We start from the raw sequence: 16,823 nt of genomic DNA, 5'->3' as shown, positions 1-16,823 counted from the left end.
TCACTTTCCGCTCCCCTCTGATGCACGGGAGGTTTCAGCTGCAACCCAGATCTTCGACTCAGATCGACATCTGGTCCGCTACTTGTGAAACCTAGCTTCGTTTGTTTGGAGGACCCCATGTGCAGAATAGATGCGCCTTTCGGCGATCGCACCCTTGATGAAAAAGATGAACCGGCCGAACGTTTTACACAAGCGCTTGATGAGCACGGCGCCGATGGTCTTTTTCGTGATTTACTAATTAAACATTTCTCTGAAAACTGGAAGGGTATTTTTCACGGCGAGGAAAACTTCGAAGAAGCCCTGGCATGCGCACAGCAACATGAAGCAGCCTCGGATAAGTGCACAGCATTTTTATCAGCCGAACCATCCTCTAAGCGTTTTAGGTCGCGCTTGGATATGTATGTCTTTCAGTTGGCGAGAGGCGAATTCGGTCAACGTGATTCGATCGTCGATTTTGCTATCGATGTGGCAAGGGAATGCTTTTCAAAATCGCCTTACCGTTTCTACAAAGCCACTATCGCTTCAGAGCCTGCACACAGATTTCGTATGGCTTATTACTGGTTTATCTGCACTTGCTACGGAGAGACTTATTGCTTCTCAAAGGAGTTCTTCGATGATGAGGCGCTAACGTCACTGGATGCGTCCGAAAGAAGCGAAATACTTTGGGAAATTTTTGAGCTACTAACCCAGCAACCGGAATTCAACCAGGGTTCTTCGGGCAACGGGGGGGACCTCCAACTCAACAACTTGATAGCCGCGTCTTCAAGCTTGACGTCTGAGAATCGGCTGAGAGGTGCGCGCGAATTTCTGCGGGGCATCGAGTTCCTCAAGGCATGGGTAAAGTACGAGTCTGAAGCTGGGAGGTTGCTTGGCGATGGTATAACCCTGCTCGATAAAATCGATGATTACTGGTGGGGCTTAAAGAGGCGACTTAGTGCCAATGACGCCGCCTATGATGCGACGGACGAGGCGATAAAAGCGGCTGGAAAATGGCTGCATGAAATCCAGCAGGAACTTAATACGCTGTCGTTTACCCATGCGGATTTGACCGCCGCGTCAGAGGAAGAAACTGAACGTTGGGCGAGGGGCATGGATAGCCATATCTTCAGTTACACTAGAGAAAAATGGGACAATACTGCCGAAACGGCGGAGGAAGATCAGGCACGTGAAAACGAATGCCTTGTTGAGTTGTGTTCACAGCTGACGCCTATGCAGGTGGAGGCCTGGATTCAGTGGACGATCAACAAAGATTTTCAGTCTATGCTGTCTTCGGATTCACTGGCCGGATCGGCCTCCCTCGTGCACGGCGAAAAGTGGTGGGACACCCCGGTTTCCGGTCTCTATAGAGAAAAACTCGAAGTGGCTCTTGGTAAACTTGATGCAGAGGGTAGGCTGAAGGTCCTCTCTGCCCGTTTACCTTATTCAAGTGATGCTTCATACCAAGCTTACAAGGGGTGGTGGGTCGGTCGCCTGCGTGACCTGATTAATGACGATGACTTTCCAAAGCAACTCATCCCGCGATGGACTGTTGCGACTAAATATCAGTTAGACAACAAACTTAGAACCCCCTACATCGATCAGAGTCTCGGGATCCTGCGTGGCGAACTGTCCAGGGAAGAGAAACCTGAGTATTACAAGCAGCTTGCAGAACTACTGCAAGAGCTTGATCGCCTCCAGCCGACCAAGGCCCTTCGTCATCGCCTGATGTTGCTGCGCTCCTCAAGCGTGCCGTTAACGGATGAGTCGATCTCGCGGGTTCGCTCGCTGACTAGCTACGATCATCCCGTTGAGTGGGAGGTTCCAATGAAGGAACTGGCTAGGCAAAGGCTGGTCGACAAACTTCATGCTATGCCCACAGCCGATAGACAAGCGACGGAGCGAATGGAAGCAGAATGCCTCACAGCTTTCTCGCATGAATTGGCGGAGTTTTGCCTGAGCAGGCTTCGCCTTCGCAAGGGTGAAAAGGCCAAAGAGAACAAATACGACGCCAATCAGATCACTGAGCGGTCATCTATTTGGCGTCAGGGGTATTTGAAAGCGTTAACTGAGATCGGGTTTGACCTGAATGGCTCGGTCCACAAAACGGTTAATTTCACCAAGCAATCGGACCCGGATGAAGATGTTCGTGCTATTGCCAGTGAGTGCTACCGTGCGGTTCGTCGTGACACGAAGAAAAAACGTTCCGTCGAAGATCTGAAACGCGGAATCATCGCCGCCGAGTGGTGGCTGTTGCTGTGCCAGCGGCGCGAACTCGGCCTGGATGTGAACTATGAAGAGGCTCTCAAGACCCGACGTCGTTTGCTACGTCATCCATAAGTTACTACCCCAAAAATGAATCCATTTGGTGTACTGGAGCCCGATGCTCCTCCCATGACGCTAGGCGTCCGCCATGTAAAAAGTCCACGGTCCGTCAAAACGGATTCCGTCGAGGAGTATACGTATGCACGCGAAAACATCTGTTATCGCGAACGATGTTCGCACACACCTTACGCCGACTTCCGGTCAGGCCGATGCACTGACCATAAACTGGCACAGTAACGACTCTAGTTATTACCGATGCCAGTATTGCTGCGCGCATCGGCAGGATCTGCCTGATCCACGTGACCTTTTCCATACCCCTGGCAGCTTTCGAGCTTGTTACGCTGGACGAGTGGTGGAGGACGCTGCATGAGGAGGTATAGCTCGAATAAAGACTGGAATGAATGCATTAAGCGCCTGGTTAAGCTTGGCTGGATTTATAGCCGTGGTCGTAAGCATGGTCGCCTGACGCATCCTGACGGTTCACGGATACTGACAGTTTCGAACTCTCCAAGCGATCGCCGAAGTTTGCAGAACTTCATGAAGCACGTGGATTAAGAGATTTAGTTGGATTTAGGAGCTTAACAGCCCCCATCGCATATCCATCGTTCTGGAGAGCGGTGGAGGTAGGGGCATCCGGAATTAGTTGGTCGCTACATATGGTTCAAGGAAAAGGAACAGCATGAGTAACATCTTACAACCCAACAGTCTGGGCAATAATAATCCTCAGCGAGTTAAAAAGGCGGCGCGGCCTTTCATCACTGATACCAGTTTCCACATCAAGGAACTGGAGATTTCTCTCAATACTAAGTGCAACCTTCGCTGCGTTAACTGTGGATTTAACATCCCTAACCAGCCGCATCCTACTAGTGCTACCGGTGGGAATGATGAGCATGTGGAAAGCCTTGTTCATCTGAAGGGGCTGGGGCTTCGTATCGGTAAGGTTGTGCTCGTAGGCGGTGAGATTGCGTTTCACCCCACCCTCAATACAGATATCAAGCAAATTAAAGCCGTCTCTATTGCAGACCAAATAGAGGTGGTCACAAATGGTCTTTATCCTCAAGGATTCGACCGTGAAACGTTGGAGCTCATCGATAGTCTGGTTATCAGCGACTACGTGCGCACGGAAAACTTTGAGTCAATCTGGAAAAGGTATGTCGCATCTCTCAGTGATAATGTTGATCTGAGTTTCCGGCGGAAGGACTCTTGGGACGATTGGTTTACGCCTGTTCAGATGACTACATCAGAGGCTAAACAGGCGTGGGATACCTGCTTTTACCGAAACTACGATGTAACCCTTGAGCGAGGACGTTTGTTTAGCTGTTCACGGATAGCTAAAAACCTCAAAGACGAGGAAGGGCTAGAGATCAAATCGATACAGTGCCTGAATGATATAGAAGGTTATTTAAACTCGGCTATCCCAAGGCCTTCGTGTTCGTCTTGCTCGCCGGTAGCAGGACTGCCTCTGGTCGAAGTGGCGCGCCAGCCAGATGGAAAACTGATCGTGCTTTCGGAGAACGCTAAGCGCCACATGCAGCAAACAATCCAAGGAGCAGGATATGAGTGACGAACACAGATTGTTCATGGTGGTAGGAATCCCGGGATCGGGAAAGTCCACACTGGTGAAGAAATTAGCTTTATTGGACGAAGGTTCTATAGGGATATCTTGCTCAGCCCTCCTCAAAACAATTCGGGAAAACGCTGGGTGTGATAGCTGGGCAAAATTTGATGAACTCAGTGCGTCAGAACGCAAGCACTTCATTAGAGCAGTTACGGACGAACTCCGTGATTGCAAAATGCTTCATAGAACAATCTATGCTGATGCCCATATGCTGGTCCAGAATCGGATTACCCATCAATTAGAAGTGGCGCTTAACGATGCAGACGCCGCGATAATGGATGGGCTCATTTTTTTGGATACTTCGCCGCAAACGGTGTTCAAAAACATCACAGATGATAACAGAAATGGCATCCGCCAAAGGCCCTTAGACTCTCTGGACTCTCTTCGAGATCACAGAAACCTGGAGTTGAGAGCCGCTCAGACGTTTTGTGAACGGCATGGTCTTCCTTTGATAATCATATCCAATGAAGACAACATGTATTCAGTTGAGGAAGTGCTAGACCGGTTGGCTCGTAGAGGGCAATTGGACGCTGCAACTATCGACTCTCTCTCGACTCAGATCGATCGCCATATATGTGCAATTGGCGCAGAGGCGGGGCCAGCATTGGTTCTCGATGGAGACAGAACCTTAAGCGAATCTGATGCGTTTAGGATGCTTGATAAGGCACTAGGCCTTAGAGACGTAAACCGGCATGCATTCGAGTCCTTTGGCTACAACTTGCAGAGCCTTAAAGCGGTAAGAGATAACTGGAAGCGAGTGTCAGTAGGGGATTACCTGGATACCATCCGATCTGTGGCTGATGACATCCGATTGCGCGAAGAGTGGGTCAAACTGCTTTCAGGTCTGCCAACTGCGGTTCCAGTGTTTCTTGTCACCTCAGGGATTCCTCAGCTTTGGCAGCGGATCTTAACGAATCATGGTTTCGACAACGTTCGGGTAATCGGTGGAACGCACCCTTATCTTGATAAAGAACTTATAGCGCCCGAGTGTAAATGTCGCATTGTGAAGCGTTTGCGAGAACTGGGTTATTGGGTCATCGCGTCTGGAGATAGTCCTATTGATGCTCCCATGCTGAACGAGTCAGACTTGGCAATTGTAACTCCTGACGGGAAAGGCAGTGCTCCTCTTATAAAGGAGTTGGATAGATCGGGCGGTTGGTTCTATTTGTCAGTCGAGGGGTATCGGGATAGGCCCAATGCACTGACTTTTGAAGCTATCACTAGTCTTGTGGTCGGCATGATTAATCTCGATAAATACCCGTCTATTAGAAGGGTCTCTTGCTCGGAGATCGTTAGCTCATACCTTCGATCAAAAATTCATGGCTCGTATCGGGAACACCTCGTTTCAGAGCATAAGCGTATCGGTGCTCTATTCATGCGCTATATGAGTAAATCCTCTGTTGATCTATCTCCATCGAAAACCGCCGTTATTGGGGTGGAGCGCTCTGGGCGTTACTTGGCAGAAGGCGCCGTTGATTTTGGCAATAATCCCTTGCTAAGTGCATATCCGGTACCCGTGTCTGCACAGACTGAGGTTCATCAGAACGGAAAACTGCTACCTTACGGCCAGACATTCGTTGTTCCTCATCTCGACACTGATTCGAACCGCATTTTCATTTTTGATTCGGTTATCCATAGTGGTGTGACTATCCAAAACGTTATTGATGCACTACCTATTCAGAAACGTTTCGAGATCCATGTGTTTTGCACAGAGATAAACGAGGCGGCTATGGAGAAGGTTCGTACCCTGGGCCCAAGAGTCGTATTTCATTGCATTCGTATCTCTAGCCGCCAATTTCGCCCATCGCATAATAATGATATGGGCGCGCGGCTTTTCAGGACTACGAGTTGATTATGAAAGCTAAGGGGTATCATTAGGCTTATGCAATATCCTATTCTCGTTTGCTACGTGCCGTTTTAATCCGTTGTCTACAAAAAATAAAAATGGCTATGGGCGATAGCACCACTCCCGTGTCTTTCGGACACGGGAGTGGTGTATGCCACCTCGCTGACTAGTACGTTCACAATAGCCCCAGTTCAGCGAGTGAAGAGTAACCTTCAGCGCCGACGATGACATGATCCAGCACGCGGATATCGACAGTGCTGAGTGCATGGCACAGACGCTGAGTGATCTGTTTATCGGCATGGCTCGGCTCCAGTATGCCCGACGGGTGATTATGGACCAAAACCACTGCTGCTGCGTTCAGCGCCAGCGACTCCTTAACCACCTCCCGTGGATACACACTGGCGGAGTCGATCGTACCTCGGAACAACTCGATGAATTTGATGATCTTGTGCTGGTTATCTAGCATCAAGATCCCGAACACCTCATGCTCGTAGTCGATCAGCAGGGTTTGTAGGGCCCTGCGGACCTCCTCAGGTTTGCTCATCGGACGTCCCTTGGCAAGGCGCCGACGAGCAATCATTTTCGCCAGGTGTAGAAGCTCAGCCTCAGTTACGGCATCGGGTACCACGTAGGTACCCGGCTCCTCACCCGCTATCAGTCTAGCGATTGCCATCGTGGATCTCCTTTTTATGCCGCAATCGATTTGCTCTTAAGGGCGGCGAAGTGTTCGGTGAGTTGCCACAGAGCCCGGTTCAGCCGTACATCTTCACTAACCGAGCGGATAGGGCGAGTGCGGGTATTGCGCCCGTTGGTGCTACGGCCCCGGATGCCGCCTTTGAGCAGGTTTTCCTGGGTACGGTTAAACACATGCCAGAGGTCGACCTCCCTGTCCTCTGATCGGCGTGCTTGAAGCACGGCTTCTGGTGTAACAGGGCTGACGTTGATCCAGTCCTCGCCATAGCGCAGTGTCAGCGCCGACTGAGCAAATAGCTGTGCTTCATCGGGGGAAAGACGCAGTGAACGGAAGCGATCGACGGCGGTGGCCACCTCAGGGGCTTCATCAATTAGCGCTATGGAGCCTTCGAGGATCTCAGTCACCACTTGGCGACCGTGGCGCACCCGGATACCGCCCATCTCGCCGACGGGCGTCACCATGCCATTACTGCAGACTAGCCGGAACAGCCCCAGATCAAGTTGGTAGGCACTGGTACGGTCATGGCTGTTGGTGAGCACCAGTTCGGCCACGCTGTCCCCGACCTTGATCTGACGATCGGGCTCTTGGCGGAAGCGGACCATATGGCGGGACACTGCACGACGCTCTTGGGTGCGTGCCAGCGTCTGCTGAGCCCTGACAGGGTGCCAGCCCTCTGACTGCAAGGCGTTGACTACCTCAATGGTAGGGACGAAACCGTAGCGATCGGATACAGCCTGGTCAGGCGCAGTGGCGAAAATTGCGGGAGCCTGACGACGGAGTTGGTCGTGCGAAAGAATATGCATAGTCATGAGTGTTCTCCTGTGCAGTGACCACAGAGGGAGCCCCAGCAGGGGCAGTACTCCCCTGTCGGGTCATGACGTGCTGAGTAGTTGGTTAATGAGTCGTGGGTTGAAATGGGAGTGGTTCTGAATGGTGAGTGGTAGAGCAGAGTCAGGTACCTGAGTCTGATCAGAGCGTTAGTGCGCTTTATCGGTGTTTGCTGAGCTGGAATGTGCTTGGGCTGGCGCCTTATTCGCACGGCCTCGTTGGATAGGGCGGGGCTCCATCATGCTGGGATCAGGCCGTGTCTCGGTTTGTGTGGTCAGTTTTTCAGTCAGTGTTGCAGTATTAACCGATCGATTACTGCTTCCCTGAGACTCGGTGTAGAACTCCTCCAGCACGTCCAGACTGTCCTCCTCGTCTTGGTCCTCGAAGGCACCGTTGGCAAAACCCTCCCTGGCCGCACGATCCAGTGCCATTTGTTGTAAGCCCGATGTTGTCCAGGTCGCTTCCCGTTCCTTAGCTTCAGCTAGACACTCCACCAAGCTCATCCCTTCACGTAACACCAAGTCCACGTAATAGATCGGTGCGCCATGGCTCTGCCGGGTCGATTTGCCCCGAAGCCTAAGCTCCAGCGGCAGATGCGCTAGTCGATCACCCGAGACGGCCTTTAAATAAGCCAGCCGAGCAGCTAGGGTCCGGATACTGTTGAAGCCAGTGGTGCGGAAGATAAAACTGCCAAACGGATCCTCATCTCCTATGACCACGTTGAGGCGGGCATAGGGTTTACACCGACCGCCTTGGGCTAAGGGGCAAGCATCCGGTGAGGGGCAGGGCAGTGAGCACATTCCTTCGCTGGTTCTACGCTTACACATCTCCCCATCTCCTACACAAAGGGGGCGGGCGGTGTCCCGGTCGAACAGGGCATACTCCGCCCTCAGGTTTAAGGCAGGATCATTGAACAACAGACGGATCGGGATCCGTCTCAGCTTTTCACCCAGTGTCTGACGCAGTTGTTCATCCAGCGGGTGCAGTAACCAGCCCTCCTTGGTCTGGACCTGAGTAGTAATGGTGAATTGATCATCCTTCTGCGGAAGCCGTTTTCCGTCACGCTCGATCACCTTGCCGATGGCAATGCGACCCAGCGTCGGCGGTGTAAGCGCCAAGCCTTTTAACATGGTCTGTCTCCTGTAGAACGGCACTGAACAGTGCTTGTCGTTGAATGGCGGTATAGAAAGGCGAAGGCCCCGACACAGGGTCTGAGTCGACCAAGTGTGCAGGGCCTTTGGAAGGGGTAAGGATCAGTATCGGGTATGGCTATTGGCAGAACGTTCGAATCGTTGATCGACCGCAATCAGTTGCGATGAGTCACGAAGCGGCGGCTGCCGGGTCTGATTGTCATATAGCCTTTCAACAACTTAGGCTGCTCGGACTTAAGCCGTGCCTGATCCAATACCTGGGTATCGCTGCTACGCTTCCAGGTCACACGTCCGGTCCTGAAGATCGCTTCGCTGGCGTCCCCCATCGCCTGCTGCAAACTGTGTTTCAGTTTCAGCTCGTTCTTCTGTGCCAGATCCAGTTCAGTACGGACCTCCTGAAGCTGGGCAAACAGATCGGACAACTCGACATCCCCGGTTAGATCGAGAGTAGTGTGGTTATCGCGGGGATAGAGCGCTGATAGCGCACGCCCTGCTGACTCGGAGCCATCAGCCGGTGGCGGGGTATCCTGCTCAACGTATGACCAGAACTCACGCTCCAACGCGATCAACTGCTCGATCAGGACTTCATCCCGTTCCAGCCGGAAGATCCTCATCTCATGGCCACCAACCAGCACGGCGACATCCGCCGCTTGCTGTCCGGTGACGGCCAGTTGATGCATCACCTGCAACTGTACGTACTCCGGTACCCCGTCTCGCCAAAGTTTGGCGCCGTTAATACCGGCGGTTTTGCACTCCAGTACCTGAACTTCATCCGAGCCTCGGACCTCCCGATCCAGGTTGGCCAGCATCCAGGGATGCTCAGGGTGCTGCAGCACCGCATTGACCCGGCGTACCTGATGGCCTGTCCGCCTGGCATAGTGCTCGGCCACGATCGGCTCCAGCACAGTACCCCAATACAGAGGGGAATTTCCTTCAGGTGTCTCATCCAGGGCGGTCATCTTGCTGCGACCGGTTTTATCCATCCAGAGCTCGAGACGGGATTTGTAAGGGTTAAGACCCACCGCTGCGGCAGCATCCGAACTGCCGATACCGGTTTGCCGAACCGAGAGCCAGGACTCTCGATCCAGTGGGCGAGTATCGATCAGTCGATGGGCCAAGCCGTGGCGACGGCGTGCTGAGGTTGCAGGGACAGTTGATAGGTTATCTGGACCCAAAAGGGTGTTGCTGTGTGTAGACATAGAAGACTCCTTACCCTCCAGGCGGCACAAGCAGAGCCTGTGTTGGGCTCGGTACTCTAGGAGAGTCGTGATCAATAGTGGGTGAAGTGATGAACGCGTGTGCAGGTATGGCAAGTGAGCGATAGAACGGATGTGGGGTTAGTCGTCGTCATTACGGAAGGTATGGCCGCACGTGACGCACTCGCGGTTATCAAGTACGTGTTCATCGAGCCGGTCGCCAATTTCGGCGCCGGCAATGGAACAGGAAACGCCCCCGAGCAATCCTGCGATCAGCGCTCCCGCCATTCCAGCGAGCGTTGCTGCGACGGGGCCTGCGCTAATGCCGAGCCCCATCCCGATCCGGGCGCCGGAGGCGGCGGCGCCGGCCACTCCGCTGATGGTGCCGGCCACTCCGCCTGTAGCGGCTGCAACGTTACGACCCATATGACGTTCAATGATCTTGTTCGACCCGCATTCGGGACATTGATGATTCATCGCCTGTTCTCCTGAGTTGATAAAGAAATACTAGCCAGGGCATGTCTAGGAAGGCATTGCTTGGCTGTACTCAGGTAGGTGATATATATCTGAAAAAATTTAGAATCGGATATGAATATAAAGACGTTGTTATGACGTAATAAAATAGTTAAAAGGAGTTATATTTTTAGTTTGTAAATCGCTTCACTATTTTGGGGAGTATGGGTGTGATATGGCGAACGCAGACCTGGAAAAGATCATTGATCTCGAAGTCCTGAAAGGAATATCTCGCATCGAACGTATGCTTGGGCAGTGGGCGGACAAGCCGGTAGATGCATTTGAGTTGTTATCGACTGCGGTGATTGAGAGCCTCTCGACGACGGTTGCGCAGGAGCTCATGGCTGGAAGAGAGGAGCTGTTGAGAAGGCAAGGAGTGCTCACTGTCACAGATCAGCGGATACCGGACCCAGTGATCGCGAATCGCCTTGCGGGCGAGATAGCGGCGGCGTATCAAAGAGGGAAAGATCACCGAGATATAGAACAGTGGTTGGATGGGTATAGGGCGGTTGTGTCGGACGCATTGGGCATCGGCGTTGATTATGGGAGGCAGCGTAGTTCGAAGATGGCCTCCAAAGTCGACCAAGGGCCAGATCTCGATCACAGGGAGCCCGGCCTGTGGTTATTAGACCTAGTGTGCTGGCTCTGTATTTGGGCTAAGGAGCGGGGTGACCGTTTCTACGCGTATCAAAATCTCTTTGCTGCGCTGTTCGTGTTTAGGAGGTTGCTCGCTGACTATGAGCCTAGGTTCACAGCAGTTGAGTTTGAGAGTTCAGTGCTATCAAACCGATTTGATTTTGTACAAATGTTGTACCACCCCGCAAAGCCTCAAGAACCAGTCATTTTTGTACTGACGTGTCTTTGGGAGGGGATGCAGCGGGCGAGTAACGAGATTGCCGGGCCCGACACTCAACCGGTGACGATAGAGGCTAGCAGTCCACGTTTTGATCAATTCGATGAACAGGTATTGGCGTTGATCGAGGCTGACGCGTTCATCTCTCAGGTTAAGATGGGGAAGCAGTTGAAGCGGTCGCCGAAGACGGTGGAACGATCGCTGAGCCGGTTGAAGATGCGTGGTCGAATAGCCCGGGAAGGTACGCGTCAAGGTGGGCGTTGGGTAGTGTTAGAGTCTTAAACTGGAGGAATTCAGAGTAACCACGGCGAGGAATGGTGTTGGGCTTGGAGATGCTTCTGCAAGAGCATTATGCAGACATAGGCGTCCGCCTGATACGGGCAGGACCTCAGAAATCTTTTATTACATATCTGCGTTATCGCATGAGCCAATATCTTGGAGACAATCTCATGCGACTCATCCGTTTACCCGAGGTCCTTAGACTGACCGCACTGTCACGCACCACGCTTTACCGCAAAATCAAAGGCGGCACCTTTCCTCGAGCCACTCGTCTGGGCGCACGCTCTGTTGCGTGGGTGGAGGAAGAGGTGCAGGCGTGGATCAAGTCCCGAATGGAGGAGAGAACTACACCGAACAATATTTAACTGCACGAAGCTCGGACCAATTGAAACCCTGAGGCGATCGCCTCTTCTCTATACAACGCAGACCTTCTAGTTTTCCCCAGCAGTCACTCCGCAAAATCATCGAGAGTTGTCGGTGCTTTTTTCTAAATCGCCGAGACCTATCGGTCTCACCCTGGCGGTAATAAGAATATAAAGCCCTCCCCCTTCTCTAGGCACTCTGATGTGCCAAGCCTCCATACTATATGCATGAAACAATGACTGAATGCTGAGTAAGCAGGCATCGCTACGTGTGGCTGCAGGGAACTCTAACCACAATGGAGTTCACCATGCTGAAGAAACGTGTCCCAAACAACCACAACCTGACACTTTGGGCTGAACCTCAGTACCAAGGCTTAAACGTCAATACTAACCACGACCTTGTATCCGAGTACCTGAGCAAGCTCTGGAGAGTAATCGACGCTTCTGTTCGAGAATACCCCCGTACCTTTGCTGTGCTCGTCGAGTTGCATTGCGATCTACCTACGCAGGAGATAGCAACCTGCAACATGGTAATGCAGGACTTCAAGGACGAACTGGATGCGCTAATAGCGGACTATATGAAACGGAGGGCAGAGACCGGAAAACGTGTGTACTCCTCAAGTGTGAGATGGGTATGGGCGAGGGAACAGAAGAACTCGCATGTACCGCACTTCCACGTACTGCTGCTCTTTAATCAGGATGTGTTCTTTGAGCTTGGGGAGTTTCACGCCGATTCAGGCAGTCTGATGGCGATGATTCGGAATGCGTGGTACGCAGCGCTGGGAATTCCTCCAGAGCTAAAACGTGGACTCATACATGTTCCACTGAATGCAGAATATCAACTGAAGCCTAGCAATCAGTACGCGGCGCTTCCGGGCCTATTCGCTCACGCCAGTTACATGTGCAAAGCCGAGACGAAGCCCTTCGGTCAACGCTTACAGTGCTTTGGAGGGTCTCGAAACTAGCTGGGGGCATTAGGGCAATCTCCTGCAAATGGTATGACGGCGGCACTAATGCCGCAGATGCCATGAAGCAGGAGAGTACACCATGTCAGATGAACACCTATCTATTGCCGATCGTTGGATGCGGAACTACGAGCAGGAGCATCCGGAAGTACTGGCGCAAGGCTTCCGGAGGCCTCAGCCCAATCAGAATGCTTGGCAACCTTCCTCCTTGTCGTCCGAAACTACGTCAGAGGTGACGAAAACAGGGGGTAATGCGTGTCTTTGGAACGCATCTGGGCCTCCTGCTAAGAAAGTCGATGACCCAGTGGTGCTGGCTGCGATTGAGACCCGGAAGTCACTGAAGCTGTCACAGGCGACGTTTGCGCGTTGCCTGGGGATCAGTCCTCGGACGGTCGGTGAATGGGAGCAGGGGCGTCGTCAGCCAAGCGGAGCAGCGCGAACACTGTTGTATTGGGCTTCACAGCGACCCGACTACCTAAAGCTGGCGCTAAGGGCTTATCGGGCAGACAAGGCGTAGGGGGCGTGAAGGGTGGGGCAGAGCTTTCAGTGTGTAATTTCTGACTGATCATCACAGATGATACGCACAGGTAAGTCACCGCAAACCAGGGACTGGAACATCAACCTTTCAAAGGAAAGCACCATGTCGAACAAGCGTGGAATGAACCGCGAGTCCAGTCGGAAACTGCTAGAGAGCCGAAACATAGAGTACCGGACGAATAACGATGGCATACATCTTATCGTCTCAGGACATCACTGCCTGATCGATTTCTGGCCGGGCAAAGGCAAATGGAACGCCCGTGACAACAGTATGTCGGGTTACGGCGTCTTCAACTTGATCGAAATGATCGAGTCAGGCCAGCTCTAAAATCGACCTCTAATCGGCTTTCTTCATAGAGCCAACTCAATCGAGTGCGGCGTGCCAATAAACGCTTGCACTTGTTCCACATCATCCTAGCCACAGCATCTTAGATGGGCAATCCAAGCCTAGGGATAGCTGTGGCTAATTTTTGGACGTCAACACATGCACAGACAGATACAGCTCAATCCCGATCAACTCGAAGCCATGAAGCGTATAGAGCACTTCCTCAATACCCCCTCTTTGGATGCGTTTGTACTTTGTGGAAGTGCCGGTACGGGCAAAACCACACTGGTTGCCATGATCATCGAGTTGGTAAAAAGCTTAGGGATGGAGAGTATGCTGGTAGCGCCGACAGGGCGCGCAGCACAGATTCTGCAAGGCAAGCTCAACGCAAGGTTATCTTTTGGGCGGGAGTTGGTAACGGTATCGACGATACACAGTGCCATCTACTATATGGCCAATTTGACCGTACATAGTGCACCATCTACTGACAGTTTAGACTCCTTTCAAATGGACTTCCGGCTACGGCCGAACGGGCAGTCTTTTGACTTGTTGATCGTAGATGAAGCGTCCATGGTGAGCGATGAATGCTCCCCACAGCAGGAGGTGCATTTTGGTAGTGGAAAGCTGCTATCGGATTTGATCGAGTACACTCAGCGTCTATACCAAGCAGGTGTCGTGAGTAGGCCGATCAAGTTTCTCTTCGTGGGCGACTTAGCCCAGTTACCTCCAGTGTGCAGTATGCCGTCTCCTGCATTATCGCCTGTTTACCTCGACACAGTCTTCGGGCTTCAATCACGCCGCTATGAGTTAACCACTGTGATGCGTCAGGGGGATGGGAGTGGAGTCTTAGCATTGGCCAGGTCGATTCGAGAGGAGATATTCCATCCAACGGGGTCAGGTGTGCAGATACCATTTAACGGACGGGACATCAGCCCAATAGACTTCCGGGAGGCCGTTCAGTTGATAGCAAACAATGTGTGGCAGCAGCGGTCATCGGTCGCGGTTGTGTATAGTAATGCTATCGCGCTCCAATACAATTTCGGGGTTAGAGAGATGCTGAGGGGAGACCCTTATGCGCCTGTAATGCCAAAAGACTGCCTGCTGGTGACTCGGAATAGTCCGAGTACTGGGCTATGCAATGGCGATCTTGTGACGGTTAACAGCGTGATGACCTCGACTTTAACTGAAGAGGTGCGTTATCCGGATGGACAACGCATTGAATTGCGGTTTAAGGAACTTCGACTTCAGACAGGTTCTGGGGACGGTGAGGTCAAGCATTGCCTAGTGCTGGAAAATCTCCTGTTCAGTCATGATCGCGATTACCTCGCAACTGTGCAGCAGGCTTTGCGTGAGCTAGTGAGAAGAAGGAATCCATACGTTGATCCTGAGAGCGCAGAGTTTCGGGAGTTGCTCAAGACTGAACCGTACGGCAACGCTCTGCAAGTGCGGTTCGGATATGCGCTGACCTGTCACAAAGCGCAGGGCGGAGAGTGGGGGCAGGTGATTGTCGATTCAACGGATATTAGAGGAAGTGCCGAGGAAAGATTACGTTGGCTGTACACTGCAGTTACCAGGGCATCTAGTTCACTGCTATTTGTCCCCTCTTGGTGAGGAGAGCGGTGACACTGCTGTGAATGGTTGTACAGTCAGGGCATCAGGACATCAGGACATATCAACAATGCAACGTCAAAGAAATGGGGTCTTGAGGCCCCATTTTTTGCGGATATAACAGTAACAATGTCCTGGTGTCCTGATATTTACTAGACTGCTGAGATATCGGAAGTGAACCTGCTGAAAGATTCGGGCTCTTTGAAAGCTTTGAGTTGCTGAGGAATTTTGGTCAATTTGACCTTGTGGATACCCCCAATCTTAGGGTTTTTATCTATCTGTATTCCATGGGTTTGCATTAAAGGCTTCAAGGACAGGAGAGCGGCACCCATGCTCTGTGGGTTTTGAGGTAGGTCGTTTTCACTCACCCAATCAGGCTTGTAAACCTTTAACTCGGAGAGCAATTGACCCACCGGAATCTCTATTGAATCGCCCTCACTATCCATCACATATTTATGAATGCTAAGTGCAGTGGGGTCACGAGCCAATTCCATATCGTGGCGATACTGCCGGTTAGCGTTCAGTTGATCCAAGAATACTTCTACTTCATACCCTAGGCTACGAGCGACAAGGCAGCCTATTCGGCAGAAGTGATGTATGGCGGATGGAATCCTGTTCTCAATCGAAACTGATAGAGTATCAAGCTCAGCATGAACATCGCCGAGGATTGAGAGTAACGCGGTTCTAATTACGTTTAATTCCATCGGAGGCATTTGGATAAGTGTTGGCTGCAGAATCTCAGGGAGTTCAACAGTCAAGGTTGACTCAGCAAGTTCAGTTAGCGTTACTACACTGGTTAGACCATTCAAAATAACTGGGCAAGAGACGCGTAAATGGACGTCGTCGCGGGCGCGTTGTTTTAGACACTTGATCGTCGTGCCCTGTAGAAGGCGGGGCAGATATTTCTGCACTTTATCGTTTAGTGACTCGACTTGATCAAGGCTGATAACTTGATTCAGTCGAGCCAAATGTTGAGTGTCAGAGACGGTTGTAGGAATGTCATATGTAAGGTTTTCGGAACTCGGATCAACAAGTTGTTTGATAAGATCCTGAGCCCATGACTTGCCACTGCGTCGGCCACCGACCAGTTCCAATAGTGTCTTTTGTATACCAGGCATCCAAACACTAATGAGCCAGGTGATGATCAGCAGAGCTTGCTCTTTGGGAAGGTTGCTAAATTCGAAGAGACGCATTACGTCTGCTTTTTCAACGTTATGTATCGGGGTGATATCTAGAGGTTCTGCGCGACGCGTCTGTAAAAAGGCAATGTCCGGGAAGTTATTTACCCATGCATAGAATCTCTGCTTTGGCGGGAATTGAATAACGCCTTCAACACATTGAAGGTATAGCGTTCCACCGGGAACTCGAATCGACCGACCGTATCCGATCGTGCAATTTGCCGGTTGCTCTACCCTTAAAATATCAATTACAGATGAAATTGTGCCTCTGGGTAGGTCTATACCTGACATATCAGCTGCCATTTTCTTAATAATGCCCACAACATCTTCGATATGAAGCGGAAAGGCGAATAAGCTTTCTTTGTGAACAAGGTAATGTCCGCCCTCCGCGGTGCGGCAATGTAAGAAATGCGCATCGATCACTCTTCTCGTTGCAGTTAGGTATAAGTCTTTCCTGCCAGGTGTCACGTGTTGGGAACGGTGATCAGATTTAGTTAAAGGTTGGTTTTCCTGTCTGTATGTGTTGCTTGGTCTGTTGTTCATCTTCAATCCTCTCTCGCCTTGCATAG

16 protein-coding genes are annotated in these 16,823 nt (G+C 51.6%); 11 read left to right on the top strand and 5 right to left on the bottom strand.

Going from position 1 to position 16,823, the window contains the following annotated elements:
- The first annotated feature begins 117 nt into the window (after window positions 1-117).
- The 4 genes from IEX40_RS02540 (at window position 118) to IEX40_RS02525 (ending at window position 5,771) form a co-directional block, all read left to right on the top strand.
- Window positions 118-2,316, top strand: a complete 2,199-nt coding sequence (locus IEX40_RS02540; protein WP_188745517.1) for a hypothetical protein — start codon at window positions 118-120, stop codon at window positions 2,314-2,316.
- A 351-nt stretch (window positions 2,317-2,667) separates the two neighbouring features.
- The gene (locus tag IEX40_RS22240; RefSeq protein ID WP_188745516.1) at window positions 2,668-2,856 is read left to right on the top strand and encodes a type II toxin-antitoxin system HicA family toxin; all 189 of its coding nucleotides are present in this window, start codon (window positions 2,668-2,670) and stop codon (window positions 2,854-2,856) included.
- Window positions 2,857-2,980: 124 nt separating this feature from the next.
- Window positions 2,981-3,865, top strand: coding sequence for a hypothetical protein (locus IEX40_RS02530; protein ID WP_188745515.1), 885 nt, complete (start codon window positions 2,981-2,983; stop codon window positions 3,863-3,865).
- Window positions 3,858-5,771 carry an AAA family ATPase gene (locus IEX40_RS02525; RefSeq protein WP_188745514.1) on the top strand — a complete coding sequence of 638 codons (1,914 nt, stop codon included), beginning with the start codon at window positions 3,858-3,860 and terminating at the stop codon, window positions 5,769-5,771. Before IEX40_RS02530 ends, IEX40_RS02525 begins: the two co-directional genes overlap by 8 nt.
- 169 nt (window positions 5,772-5,940) lie before the next feature.
- Here IEX40_RS02525 and radC read toward each other — a convergent pair whose 3' ends face one another.
- The 4 genes from radC to IEX40_RS02505 all read right to left on the bottom strand — a co-directional run bounded on the left by radC (window position 5,941) and on the right by IEX40_RS02505 (window position 9,637).
- Window positions 5,941-6,438 (bottom strand): RadC family protein, encoded by a 498-nt coding sequence (gene radC / locus IEX40_RS02520; RefSeq protein ID WP_188745513.1) that lies wholly within the window; start codon window positions 6,436-6,438, stop codon window positions 5,941-5,943.
- Window positions 6,439-6,452: 14 nt separating this feature from the next.
- On the bottom strand, window positions 6,453-7,268 hold the full coding sequence (locus IEX40_RS02515; RefSeq protein ID WP_188745512.1) for a DUF932 domain-containing protein: 816 nt from the start codon (window positions 7,266-7,268) through the stop codon (window positions 6,453-6,455).
- Between the two features lie 168 nt (window positions 7,269-7,436).
- Window positions 7,437-8,417: a recombination directionality factor gene (locus IEX40_RS02510; RefSeq protein ID WP_229680502.1), complete on the bottom strand. Its 981-nt coding sequence runs from the start codon at window positions 8,415-8,417 to the stop codon at window positions 7,437-7,439.
- Between the two features lie 176 nt (window positions 8,418-8,593).
- Entirely contained in the window at window positions 8,594-9,637 is a 1,044-nt protein-coding gene (locus IEX40_RS02505) for a YqaJ viral recombinase family nuclease (RefSeq protein ID WP_188745511.1), read from the bottom strand.
- A 114-nt stretch (window positions 9,638-9,751) separates the two neighbouring features.
- On the opposite strand from IEX40_RS02505, the gene IEX40_RS02500 reads away from it, so the two are divergent.
- The 7 genes from IEX40_RS02500 (at window position 9,752) to IEX40_RS02470 (ending at window position 15,079) form a co-directional block, all read left to right on the top strand.
- On the top strand, window positions 9,752-10,126 hold the full coding sequence (locus IEX40_RS02500; protein ID WP_188745510.1) for a hypothetical protein: 375 nt from the start codon (window positions 9,752-9,754) through the stop codon (window positions 10,124-10,126).
- A 196-nt stretch (window positions 10,127-10,322) separates the two neighbouring features.
- A complete protein-coding gene (locus IEX40_RS02495) occupies window positions 10,323-11,282 on the top strand; it encodes a winged helix-turn-helix transcriptional regulator (protein ID WP_188745509.1) in 960 nt (319 codons plus the stop codon).
- A 167-nt stretch (window positions 11,283-11,449) separates the two neighbouring features.
- Window positions 11,450-11,644 carry a helix-turn-helix transcriptional regulator gene (locus IEX40_RS02490; protein WP_188745508.1) on the top strand — a complete coding sequence of 65 codons (195 nt, stop codon included), beginning with the start codon at window positions 11,450-11,452 and terminating at the stop codon, window positions 11,642-11,644.
- A 305-nt stretch (window positions 11,645-11,949) separates the two neighbouring features.
- On the top strand, window positions 11,950-12,606 hold the full coding sequence (locus IEX40_RS02485) for an inovirus Gp2 family protein (RefSeq protein ID WP_188745507.1): 657 nt from the start codon (window positions 11,950-11,952) through the stop codon (window positions 12,604-12,606).
- Window positions 12,607-12,688: 82 nt separating this feature from the next.
- A complete protein-coding gene (locus IEX40_RS02480) occupies window positions 12,689-13,123 on the top strand; it encodes a helix-turn-helix domain-containing protein (protein ID WP_308421586.1) in 435 nt (144 codons plus the stop codon).
- Between the two features lie 123 nt (window positions 13,124-13,246).
- Window positions 13,247-13,471: a hypothetical protein gene (locus tag IEX40_RS02475; protein ID WP_188745506.1), complete on the top strand. Its 225-nt coding sequence runs from the start codon at window positions 13,247-13,249 to the stop codon at window positions 13,469-13,471.
- Between the two features lie 156 nt (window positions 13,472-13,627).
- Window positions 13,628-15,079, top strand: a complete 1,452-nt coding sequence (locus IEX40_RS02470; RefSeq protein WP_188745505.1) for an ATP-dependent DNA helicase — start codon at window positions 13,628-13,630, stop codon at window positions 15,077-15,079.
- 149 nt (window positions 15,080-15,228) lie between these two features.
- Here IEX40_RS02470 and IEX40_RS02465 read toward each other — a convergent pair whose 3' ends face one another.
- On the bottom strand, window positions 15,229-16,797 hold the full coding sequence (locus IEX40_RS02465) for a hypothetical protein (protein WP_188745504.1): 1,569 nt from the start codon (window positions 16,795-16,797) through the stop codon (window positions 15,229-15,231).
- Between the last annotated feature and the right edge of the window lie 26 nt (window positions 16,798-16,823).

It is taken from the genome of Marinobacterium zhoushanense (genome assembly GCF_014641945.1).
GTDB lineage: Bacteria > Pseudomonadota > Gammaproteobacteria > Pseudomonadales > Balneatricaceae > Marinobacterium_D > Marinobacterium_D zhoushanense.
This window is presented reverse-complemented; position numbering and strand designations above follow the sequence as displayed.